Origin of the sequence: Acinetobacter sp. WCHAc060042, assembly GCF_003231195.1 — a bacterium.
GTDB lineage: Bacteria > Pseudomonadota > Gammaproteobacteria > Pseudomonadales > Moraxellaceae > Acinetobacter.
In genome coordinates, this window is record NZ_QKVN01000038.1 from 22,493 (window position 1) to 34,095 (window position 11,603).

Sequence of the window (11,603 nt, forward strand, 5' to 3'; positions counted from 1 at the left end):
TAGAGTTAATACTCTATATCCATACATTCAAGAAGATACTGCGTTTTCTTAAAAAAAAATAGTCTTTTTTGCATTTTTTATGAATATATTTTAGAAAAAAAGCGCGTGAATTCACGCGCTTTTTTTAGTTCTAAGCTTAGTGCCCAGAAATAGTAATCACAGCACCTGGCATATATACACCAGCAGCAGGACTAAAGTATGTTTGCATACCTTGAACTTCTACATCACCAATTGACGCAGCACTACGGCTACCTAAATGCACACCTTTAACATAAGTATCGTGCGCACCGCTTGTGCTAATCATACGAATATAACCCTTATTCGCACCTTCTTCACCAATCACGCTAATTTTTTGATTTAGCGTTAAATCAAGAGAATTAGCATCTGCAACTTTAATACTTTCAACAAAGATTTCACCTGCAGCACGTGTTGCTGTTTTCGTTGAGTTATCTAAGATACCCAAGTCTTTAATTTCTAAACCACCCACCATCGTTGCGTTCAATTGGATCATTGCGCCTTGCGGTGCAGCACCCAATTGGATATTTGCGGACATTGGACCCGTTTTAAGTGATAAGCCACTTAAGATTGGGTTTACAGTACCTGTACCACCACGACGGATAGATGTTGCCCCTGTTGTTGGTATATCAGCTGAAGCCACGACACCAATTTGACCAATTTTAATATCTAAACCAGAAACTTGAGCTGCAACGTTAATAAATGCATTACCGCCGTTTGCATCAGAGTCAATTTGTAGATCAGCCAAATTACGAGAAGGCAGTAAGTATGCTCCCGCGTTGTCATAGTTTGCACCGATAATAATACCGTGATTTTCGAGCACATCACCCGCTTTACCATTTCCTTGAATCACAATAGCACCAGCTTTGGCAGTACCGCCATTTGCAACTGCTAGACCATCATTATCGTGGACAAAGACTTTACCAATTTCGATTTTAGAAATACCGATGCCGATATTTAAACCATCTTGACCTGTAGCGGCACTGAGCGAAGCGTCATCCATTGCTTGCATTGCCATTGCATTTGCACTGATTGCCATTGAAGAAACTAAAGCAAGTTTAGTAATAATTTTCATCTTGTTCCTCTCCTAAGAGCTTTATTTTTGTGATACCAGTCACTCGATGTTAATTACTGTTTTTTTTATTTTGACCCAGTATCAACATCTATCCTTGAGTGACCTAACTGCCAGAACTAAGTTATATGTGCGTGCTTTTTTGATCAACTGCTGTTGGTCGTAATCCCCAGCTTACCGATAAACGGTATTTACGCTGTGCACATACTCACAATGCGGTAAAATAGACTGAATTTTTTGACTCTATTTGCGTTAGCATGACTCTAAACCCATCATTTAAAAAGACAATCTGTGATTCCAGCATTTCAGTATCAAAACTATTACATGCCTTGAATGAACTCACGCAGTTAGTCTATTTACAAAATGTAGATGCACCTGTCATTGCTTTCCTGCCTGAGCGTTATCAAGTTTTTCAGGAAAAACAGCACTTTTTCTTTCAACGTACTGCTGATTTTTGTTACATATCTGATGATCAGGCAAGTGAACTTTCTACTGAAATCAAACCAATATCTACTTCCAAAACAGATTCTTTCAATGGGGGGATCATTGGATTTATTAGTTATGATTATGCAGCACAAAAACAAATTAACATTCAAATCAAGTCTCAACCCAGCTTATTTTTAGGGCTATATAGCACTTATCTCAAATGGAGCAATGCGGGCTGGGTCTTTTATAGTACAGATCCGCAAGCAGAACGTATTTTCAGCAAAATAGAACAATGCATCAGTACAATACCTGTTCTTCCCTCGCCTTTACAGCTTCAATCCACATGTCAAGCTCGCTGGACCCAAACCCGATACCAGCAAGCATTTCAGCAGGTGCAAGAGTATATTAAAGCGGGCGATTGCTATCAAATTAATCTCACACAAGAATTCACAGCTAACGCAGAAGGTCAGTTACTCAGCGCCGTTGAGCATTTTTGGAAACTCACGGATGCACCCTATTCAGGATACTTACGTCTTGATGATTTTGAATTTCTAAGCTGCTCTCCTGAACTGTTTATCGACTTTAAAGAACAGCGGAAAATTGTCACAAAACCAATTAAAGGGACAATGCCCCGCTATGCAGATCCAATATTAGATGAACAATCGAAACAACGTTTGATGGCTTCAGAAAAAGACCAAGCTGAAAATGTAATGATCGTAGATTTATTGCGAAATGATTTAAGCGTTTATGCTGAAACAGGTTCAGTCAAAACACCTAAGCTGTTTAATATTGAAAGTTTTAACCAAGTCCACCACATGGTCAGTGAAGTTGAAGCTACACTTAGAGCAGAAGTTCATCCCTTTGATGTTTTACTCTCTGCACTCCCCGGTGGCTCAATTACAGGTGCACCTAAAATTCGGGCTATGCAAATTATTGACGAGCTGGAAAGTGCTCCACGTGGAGCGTACTGCGGTTCAATGGGGTATTTTAATTTCGATGGTACGGGCTCTTGGAACATTCTGATTCGCTCAATCCAAAAATCACAGGACAAACTTTCACTTTGGGCCGGTGGTGGAATTACCATTGCATCAGAGTGTGAGGCTGAATATCAAGAATGCTTTGACAAGGTCTCTGCCCTTCTTGATTTACTCAATACCTTTGTAAAACAGGATGTCGAATAGCCACCAAAATAAAAAAGTGAACCTTTCACATCAATGAAGGTTCACTTTTTCCACGGGCAAATTCACTGAAAAGTTATTTTAAAATATCATTTTTCAATGTATCGACAAGACGTTGATTTTGTTCATCAGTTCCAACCGTGATACGTAAAAACTGGTTAATACGCGGTTTATTGAAATAACGTACAATAATACCTTGTTCGCGCAATTCAGCCGCTAATTCACCTGCATCTTTGCTAGACAATGATGCAAAGATAAAATTGGCACTCGATGGCAAAACGTTAAAGCCCAGCGCGGTCAATTGTTCAACCAATCGTTCACGACTCTTTATGACTTTTTGATTTTGTGCTTCGAAATAAGCTTGATCTTCAAATGATGCAACCGCAGCGGCAATCGCAAAACGGTCCATCGGATAAGAGTTAAAACTGTTCTTCACCGCTTCTAAGGCAGCAATCAAATGTGGCTGAGCAATCGCAAAACCTACACGTAAGCCTGCCAATGAACGAGATTTTGAAGTCGTTTGACACACCACCAAATTCTCATATTTTTCCACCAAACTGACCGCAGACTCTGCACCAAAATCGACATAAGCTTCATCAATCACCACGACTGAATTTGGGTTGGCTTGAAGTACTTCCTCAATAGCTACCAAACCGATATCTATACTGGTTGGTGCATTTGGATTGGTGATAATAATGCCACCATTGGCTTGCTTATAGTCATCCACCACGATTTCAAAGTCATCATTAAGTGGCAAAATTTTGGTTTTGACTCCAAAAAATTGGCTATAAACAGGATAAAAACTATAAGTAATATCTGGATAAAGCACAGGCAGCTCTTGCACAAAAAAAGCTTTAAAAATATGCGCTAAGACCTCATCTGAACCATTGCCGACAAAGACATTTTCAACGGCAACATGTTGTTGTTTCGCAATCGCCTGCTTTAACGCAGAAGCATCTGGATCTGGATATAAACGCAGTACATCTGCAGAATTTGCCAAGACCGCTTGAACTGCTTCCACTACTTTTGGTGAAGGTGGATATGGGTTTTCGTTGGTATTGAGCTTCAATAAGTTTTGAATTTTCGGTTGTTCACCTGGCACGTACGGTTCTAATTCGCGTACTTCAGGGCTCCAAAAACGCATTTGTTCTGTAGTAATGTTAGACATTGTCTATCTCATTTATGCACTCAACTTACTTTTCTGTAAGCCCTTTCCTTCTAGGAGAGGATTTGGGAGAGGTTTATGATGTCCCAAACTGAATTAAATATTTTCCCCTCTCCTAACCTCTCCCATAGAGAGAGGAACATTCATTACTGAACACATGAGGGATCTAAATTTATATTATTGATAACGATAACGTGCTGAACGTGCATGCGCATCTAAGTTTTCTTGTTGCGCTAAGATATCCGCGGTTTTCGCCAAAGTTTTCACACCCTGCTCAGAGCACATGATCAAACTTGAACGCTTTTGGAAATCATAGACACCCAGCGGCGAGGAAAAGCGTGCCGTACCTGAAGTTGGCAAAACGTGGTTAGGCCCTGCACAATAGTCACCAATCGCTTCTGGGGTATAACGCCCCATGAAGATTGCGCCCGCATGGCGAATATCTTCTGCCATTTCCTGCGCGTCATCTAGGCAAAGCTCTAAATGCTCAGGCGCCACTTGATTAATCAGTTCAACGGCTTCGGCACGGTCTTTCACAAGCACCAATGCACCACGGTTGGCGATCGAAGTACGTGCAATCTCCGCTTTAGGTAAAGCTTGTAAATGCACTTCAATCGCTTGTTCTACGTCATTTAACAACTGTGCATCTGGCGTGATAAACACTGCTTGTGCCACAGTATCGTGCTCAGCTTGAGACAATAAATCCATCGCCAACCATTCTGCGTTATTCACGCCTTCAGCATAGACTAAAATTTCAGACGGCCCTGCAATCATGTCGATACCGACCTGACCAAATACTGCACGCTTCGCTGCAGCCACAAAACGGTTGCCCGGCCCTGTAATTTTATCCACCGATGGAATCGTTTCTGTACCATAAGCTAATGCTGCAACTGCTTGTGCCCCACCAATAGTAAAGACACGATGCACACCAGCCAAATAAGCTGCCGCCAACACCAGCGGATTCAACTCGCCGTTTGGTGCAGGTACAACCATAATAATTTCAGGTACACCTGCGACATGTGCAGGTACAGCATTCATCAACACTGACGACGGATAAGATGCCAAACCGCCTGGTACATAAATACCAACGCGATCGAGTGGTGTGACCTTTTGTCCGAGCGTATTGCCCAAGGCATCCACATAAGTCCAGCCTTCTTGCTTCTGTGCTTGGTGAAACTCACGAATACGGTTTGCCGCAAGTTCTAAAGCTTCGCGAACTTCGCTACTCAAACCATCAAAGGCGTTTTTTAATTGTTCTTGGGTCAGTTCTAAATCTGAGAATTGATGCGCGGGATGTCGATCGAACTGTTGAGTGAGTTTAAGAACATGAGCATTACCATGCTGACGGACATCAGCAATGATTTGATCTACGGTTTTTAAAAGTTCTGGGTCACTCACGGTTTCAAAAGCCAACAAATCAGCAAAGACTTGTTTAAAGTTCTGATCTTGAGTCGATAAACGTCGCATCAATTTATCCACAATGAAAATAAACGGAAGCTTTAGTTTACCTTGTTTCCTGTATTTTGTGGGCAACAATCCTGCTGCTTAAGATAGAGTTTAATGAAAAATTACTTTTAAGCGCATCGGCAAATAAGTAGAAATCTTATTTTGAACTAGAATGATTTTAAGAATTAAAAGAATAGGTGAACGTTAATGACGATTACAGATATAGCCCAAAGCTTTTCCATCGGGCAATTCAGCCAAGTTCAGCCGTATTTTTCACAAAATATTGTATGGGAAATCATCGGCGAGCGACAACTCTCAGGCATCGACCAAGTTCTAAAACATTGCCACGCTATTGAAAATTATTTTAAGCGCATATCGCATGAGTTCCAAATCCAAGCGGTTCATCAAGTAGCTCATCATGTAATTATTCAAGGTGAAGCGCAATTCCATGATGCCAAGCAGACATCCCGAATTTCTGCTTGTGATGTCTATAACTTTGATGCTTTAAATCAACTGGTTCAAATTCAAGCCTATTGTATTTCAATCCAATAAAAATATTAAAAATGAGTACGCACAAAAAAACCGCCATCATAGATAGCGGTTTCTTTAAACACAAAAGATCAACTTACTTATTCTTTAATGCTTCACGCTCAGCCACAGCTGTTTCTAACTGTGCAAGAATTGGATTTAACAATGCTTGCTTACGCTTGAAACTTGCCTTGTTCACGATCAAACGTGAAGAGACTTTACAAATTTCTTCCAAAGGTTCTAAACCATTGGCACGTAAAGTATTCCCCGTATCAACCACGTCAACAATGTAGTCACCTAAACCCACCAATGGCGCAAGTTCCATTGAACCATACAACTTAATCACATCGACTTGCTCACCTAAGCTTGCATAGTACTGACGAGTTAAGTTTACGTATTTGGTGGCAATTTTTAAACGCCCTTTAGGACGCTCCATGCCAACTTTACCTGCGGTCATCAGTTTACATACTGCAATTTTTAGATCGAGTGGTTCATAAACGTTTTGCGCGCCATGTTCCATAAGCACGTCTTTGCCCGCAACACCGATATCAGCCGCACCATTTTCCACATAGGTAGGTACGTCAGAAGCACGTAAAATTAAAATACGGACTTGTTTATGGGTGGTGGGGAAAATTAACTTACGTGATTTATCAGGATCTTCCAGTAAGTTAATTCCAGCCGTTTCAAGTAAAGGCAGGGTTTCTTTTAAAATACGACCTTTACTCAATGCCAATGTTAAACCATGATCAAAATTGCCCATTACGTCAAAATTTGGATCATCGTTTCTCATATCGCTCATGAACTTACTCGCTTAATTTGGGCGCCTATACCTTGTAATTTCGCTTCGACATCTTCATAACCGCGATCAATATGATAGATACGATCAATCAGCGTCTCACCATCAGCAGCAAGTGCCGCCAACACCAGCGAGAAAGAAGCGCGTAAATCTGTTGCCATCACAGGTGCTGCAGAAAGTTTCTCTACACCCGTCACGACAGCATCATTACCCTCGACCTGAATATTGGCACCCATACGTGACAATTCAGGTACATGCATAAAACGGTTTTCAAAAATCGTTTCAGAAATGGTGGCAAAACCACGACCAATGGCATTGACTGCCATAATCTGTGCTTGCATATCAGTTGGGAAGTCAGGATGTGGAAGCGTTTGGAAACTCACTGCTTTCGGGCGTTTACCCATCATATCCAGTTCAATCCAATCATCACCACGGGTCACTTCTGCGCCCATTTCTTCAAACTTTTCTAAAACAGATTCCATCAACGTTGGATCAGTATGTGTAGTTTTTACACGACCACCTGTAATGGCCGCAGCAGCCAAATACGAACCCGTTTCAATCCGGTCAGCAACTACAGCGTATTCACAGCCATGTAGTTTTTCAACGCCAGTTACCACTAAGGTATCAGTATCTAAACCTTCAATTTTTGCACCCATCGCGATCAACATTTTCGCAAGGTCAGTAATTTCAGGTTCACGTGCCGCATTGCGAATCGTAGTCACACCATCTGCCAATGCCGCAGCCATTAAGATATTTTCGGTACCACCTACGGTCACCATATCAAAAACGACTTCGCCACCTTTCAGACGTCCATCGACTTTAGCGTGTACATAACCCGCTTCAACTTCAATTTCTGCACCTAAAGCTTCTAAAGCTTTTAAGTGTTGATCGACTGGACGCGAGCCAATCGCGCAGCCCCCTGGCAAAGATACTTTTGCACTACCATAGCGCGCCACCAACGGACCAAGCACTAAAATAGATGCACGCATGGTTTTCACCAGCTCATACGGTGCAAACTGATTGTCCAGTGTTGAGGTATCCGCCGTAACCGTGTCACCTTCGTAGGTCATGGTAATGCCTAGACCACCAATCAACTGCACCAAGGTATTTACATCTTTTAAATGCGGCACGTTAGTGAGCTTGGTTGGAGTTTCAGGTAAAATCATTGCTGCAAGCAACGGCAAGGCAGCATTTTTAGCACCCGAAATACGAACTTCGCCTTCAAGCTTAGTGCCACCTTGAATTAAAAATTTATCCATCTAATTTTAAGCTCCGAATAAGCTTGCTTTACGCCATTCTTCTTTAGTCATTGCACGAATAGTCACCGCATGCACTTCGCCACTTGCGATATAAGAATTTAATGGTGCATAAACAGCTTGCTGACGTGCAACAGGACGTTTGCCTTCGAATTGGTCGTCGACAATACGTAAGTCAAACTTTCCGCCTTGCCCACTAACTGCAACTTCAGCTTCAGGAAAAGCAGCTTTTAAAATTTCAGTGAGCTGTTCACTATTCATCACAAAGACCTCTTATAGGACCAACGGTGTAAAAACCTGCCATTTTACTATAAATCTGAAAAATAAATCATAAACCCGCACACTTTATATATAAAAAAAGAGGTTTTAAAAAACCTCTTTTTGCATAAAAATCAAACTAAATGGCAATAGGTTGGTAAACCTGCTGCATTTTACGGTGCTTATCGAGCTGTCTTTTGAGTTTTTCTGATAATTTTTTAATCGACGTATACATATCATCTGCTGAAGCCTGAGCAAAAAATTCAATGCCCGGTAAACGGATAATTGCTTCTGCAATATGATTGCTACTGCCTTTTTTAGTATGTTTATCGACCTGATGATCTTTGGTTAATTTCACCTGCATACTGTTCACCTGATCAATATGCTTGGTCATTTCTGCAAATTTGCAGCGAATCGTATCTTCAATAGCTGGGGTAATGCTTAAATGGTGTCCACGAATTGTTATTTGCATATATCTATCCCTCACCTTCATTAGGATTAATGAGGAAAAGCCAAGACGATTTAATGACTGCAAAACAACCAGTGCGTATAGAAACATCAAATCATTTTAGCCATTCCTTAAAGAAAAAAGAGGTTCATTATGTTGTCATAATGAACCTCTAGAATAGTCAGATTTTAAATTTTAGATCAAGACTTTTCGTTCAGAAGACGATGGAATATGTAACGATTCACGATACTTTGCCACCGTCCGACGAGCAACATCAATCCCATCATCTTTTAAAAGATTGGCAATTGCATTGTCAGACAAAGGTTTACGAGCATTCTCTTCAGCAATCAATTTTTTAATCTTGGCGCGAATTGCAGTTGAAGATGCCTCTCCTCCCGAAGTTGTACCGACATGACTTGAAAAGAAATATTTCAACTCGAACAAGCCCCGTGGCGTCAGCATATATTTATTTGTAGTTACGCGAGAAACGGTCGATTCGTGTAGTTCTACCTCTTCGGCAATATCGCGAAGGACCAAAGGCTTCATGCCTTCAGCACCAATTTCTAAAAATGCGCGTTGATGTTCAATGATACACGTCGCCACTTTCAACAAGGTCTTATGACGTTCGTCGACACTTTTAATAAAATTTTTCGCATCCAACATCTGATTACGTAAGTACTGATTATCATCACTTTGATCAGCACGTTTAATCATATTGGCATAAAAAGAGTTAATACGCAGTTTAGGCATAATGTCTGGATTCAATGCCACTTGCCATTGCTCATTTTTCTTCATGACCACGACATCAGGAATTTGATAATCCGAGTCTTTATCTTCAAATTCCAATCCTGGATGTGCTTTTAAAGTTTTTAATAAATCCACTGCACATTTTAATTGCTCTTGATTCAGCCCTGTTTGTTTAATCAGTTTAGCCAACTCATTGGTAATTAACAGCTCATAATTTTTCAGTAAAATCATGGCATCATTTCGACAAACAGTTTGCACAGGCAAGGCTTCTAACTGCACCATTAAACACTCAGCCAAATTACGAGAACCAACACCCAATGGATCTAAACGCTGAATATGTTTGAGCACAACAACGACTTCATCATCTTCCACTTCATCGTCATAATCCATACTTTCTAAAAGGTGCTGAACTGAAGTCGTAATTTCTGAAATATCGCTATCTAAAAATCCTTTATCATCTAATGAGTCAATAATGCAATAAGCAATCAACTGATCCACTTGCGAAAAATGCAAAAGATTAATTTGCTCGAGCATATGCTCTTTTAAACCCAAATGCCCTTGGCGGTTATCTTCACGCTCTTCAAATTCTGCCGCACCGAGACTTGTCGGCTGATGTGTATAAACATCATCCCAATCCGTATCGACAGGTAAATCATCAGGTAAATGGTCAGCATTCAGTTCATTGGTTAAGTCTTTCTTATCTACTTCTTGCTCTTGTACACTAGATAAGCTTTCCATTGAAGATTGTTCTTCTACTTTTTCTAAAAGCGGGTTGCTATCGAGTTGGATCTGAATTTCTTGTTCAAGTTCAAGGCTCGACAATTGAAGCAATCGAATAGCTTGTTGTAATTGGGGGGTTAGCGACAAAGAGTTCGCAACTTTCAATCCAACAGATAACTTCATAGATCCCTACTCTTTTATACAACTTTTCTAAAGCACGCATTACAAGCAATTTTTGTGCCGTTTTATTTTTTATAGCATAAAAAATTCAAAAAACCTACAAATTTTGAGCATATTATTTTACGCAACCTGAATAACACAACATCATGCTTTACACAGATTTTTATCAATTAAGAAAAAATAAATCATCCCATCCTATTTTAATAGATTCAACGCATACTTTCAGTTCGCTATAAGGGCCAATTAAATAAAAACATCATCGTCATTCAACTTTGTAAAAACCTACGTATAGATATTTTTTAAAGTAATTTACACAACTCAAAAGTATTATTAAGAACCTCAAACATAGCTGTAGAACATAATGCGTAAATTCAGCCTCCTATTTTGTAGATTGCACAGTATTGAGCACAGCGAAATCTACACTGTCAAATAAAGAAAGAAGCTATGCAAGACCACCTCGGATACGGACTTAGCACACGCGCATTAAAAAACGACGGTTTTTTCATTATTCTAGGTGCATCAATCAATATTAATTGGTTAACCGCCATCACAAAACACTCGAAATTACTGGATGCTTTAGTCATGTAGCCAAAACATACTGTGATATATCATCTGCATTGAAGCTGAACATCTTTCCTTAAACTCGCGTAAAACTATATAATTTGATTTGGAAAATATGGGCAGGATTTGGGTCAATGAAGCTACCAACAAATGCAATACTCCTAGCTATTCCGTGATCAGCTTATGTGTCCCAGTAAATATCCAATCACTAGTCTTGAGCGAAGCTAAATCCAATCAATCTAATTAAAAGCTTTATAAAATAAAAAAGCCTGAAATTCATCAAGCCCTTGTATTCACTTTCTAAAATTACAGACTTTTTAAATAGGAGGCAATTTCTAATTGTTCCGCCATTTCAGCCAGTTGTAATGCAGTATATTCACCTTTGTACTGAACATTTGCGCCTTTTTCAACCAGTAGTTTCACCACATCTAGATAGCCATTTTCAGCAGCAGCTTGAAGCGCGCTATAGCCTTCATCATCAGTAGAATTCACATCTGTACCGCTGGCAAGACTTTTTTCAACTTCTGCCAACTCACCTAAAGATGCCCAATAAACCAATTCAGGTAAATGCAGTTCATCATCACTTTCAGGGATTGGGGAGAATGAACTAAGTTTCATTAAACCACCTCAAAATTTAATTTTAGACCGAATATATAAAAGCATATTCATTAAAGGTAATCCAATCCATGTTTAAAAACTTTCTATAAATTTAATTAAGTTAATATTAGCCATAGAGACCATCAATAACTCGAAACATCATTTTTATTTATTTTTTGATAAACCTCTTCCCGATTCACTAACCGCATA

General features: G+C 39.9%; 11 protein-coding genes. 2 read left to right on the forward strand and 9 right to left on the reverse strand.

What is annotated here, in order from left to right:
* Positions 1-136: 136 nt before the first annotated feature.
* The gene (locus DPG01_RS14865) at positions 137-1,090 is read right to left on the reverse strand and encodes a DUF6160 family protein (protein WP_110975637.1); all 954 of its coding nucleotides are present in this window, start codon (positions 1,088-1,090) and stop codon (positions 137-139) included.
* A 254-nt stretch (positions 1,091-1,344) separates the two neighbouring features.
* Here DPG01_RS14865 and DPG01_RS14870 point away from each other — a divergent pair, with 254 nt between their 5' ends.
* Positions 1,345-2,694: an anthranilate synthase component I family protein gene (locus DPG01_RS14870; RefSeq protein ID WP_110975638.1), complete on the forward strand. Its 1,350-nt coding sequence runs from the start codon at positions 1,345-1,347 to the stop codon at positions 2,692-2,694.
* 73 nt (positions 2,695-2,767) lie between these two features.
* Here the strand turns inward: DPG01_RS14870 and hisC are convergent, their stop codons facing one another.
* Entirely contained in the window at positions 2,768-3,859 is a 1,092-nt protein-coding gene (gene hisC / locus DPG01_RS14875) for a histidinol-phosphate transaminase (protein WP_110975639.1), read from the reverse strand.
* 174 nt (positions 3,860-4,033) lie between these two features.
* Positions 4,034-5,335, reverse strand: a complete 1,302-nt coding sequence (gene hisD, locus DPG01_RS14880) for a histidinol dehydrogenase (RefSeq protein WP_162622350.1) — start codon at positions 5,333-5,335, stop codon at positions 4,034-4,036.
* Positions 5,336-5,509: 174 nt separating this feature from the next.
* Here hisD and DPG01_RS14885 point away from each other — a divergent pair, with 174 nt between their 5' ends.
* On the forward strand, positions 5,510-5,854 hold the full coding sequence (locus DPG01_RS14885) for a nuclear transport factor 2 family protein (RefSeq protein ID WP_110975641.1): 345 nt from the start codon (positions 5,510-5,512) through the stop codon (positions 5,852-5,854).
* A gap of 73 nt (positions 5,855-5,927) precedes the next feature.
* On the opposite strand, the gene hisG is transcribed toward DPG01_RS14885, so the two are convergent.
* The 6 genes from hisG to DPG01_RS14915 form a co-directional block, all read right to left on the reverse strand.
* Positions 5,928-6,629 carry an ATP phosphoribosyltransferase gene (hisG, locus tag DPG01_RS14890; RefSeq protein ID WP_004984172.1) on the reverse strand — a complete coding sequence of 234 codons (702 nt, stop codon included), beginning with the start codon at positions 6,627-6,629 and terminating at the stop codon, positions 5,928-5,930.
* A complete protein-coding gene (gene murA / locus DPG01_RS14895) occupies positions 6,626-7,885 on the reverse strand; it encodes a UDP-N-acetylglucosamine 1-carboxyvinyltransferase (RefSeq protein WP_086210787.1) in 1,260 nt (419 codons plus the stop codon). Before murA ends, hisG begins: the two co-directional genes overlap by 4 nt.
* Positions 7,886-7,891: 6 nt before the next feature.
* Positions 7,892-8,143, reverse strand: a complete 252-nt coding sequence (gene ibaG / locus DPG01_RS14900; RefSeq protein ID WP_004695019.1) for a BolA family iron metabolism protein IbaG — start codon at positions 8,141-8,143, stop codon at positions 7,892-7,894.
* Positions 8,144-8,279: 136 nt separating this feature from the next.
* Positions 8,280-8,612, reverse strand: a complete 333-nt coding sequence (gene hpf / locus DPG01_RS14905; RefSeq protein WP_004695021.1) for a ribosome hibernation-promoting factor, HPF/YfiA family — start codon at positions 8,610-8,612, stop codon at positions 8,280-8,282.
* 171 nt (positions 8,613-8,783) lie between these two features.
* Positions 8,784-10,238 carry an RNA polymerase factor sigma-54 gene (locus DPG01_RS14910; RefSeq protein WP_086210788.1) on the reverse strand — a complete coding sequence of 485 codons (1,455 nt, stop codon included), beginning with the start codon at positions 10,236-10,238 and terminating at the stop codon, positions 8,784-8,786.
* A gap of 864 nt (positions 10,239-11,102) precedes the next feature.
* The gene (locus tag DPG01_RS14915) at positions 11,103-11,414 is read right to left on the reverse strand and encodes an ankyrin repeat domain-containing protein (RefSeq protein ID WP_086210789.1); all 312 of its coding nucleotides are present in this window, start codon (positions 11,412-11,414) and stop codon (positions 11,103-11,105) included.
* Positions 11,415-11,603 lie beyond the last annotated feature (189 nt).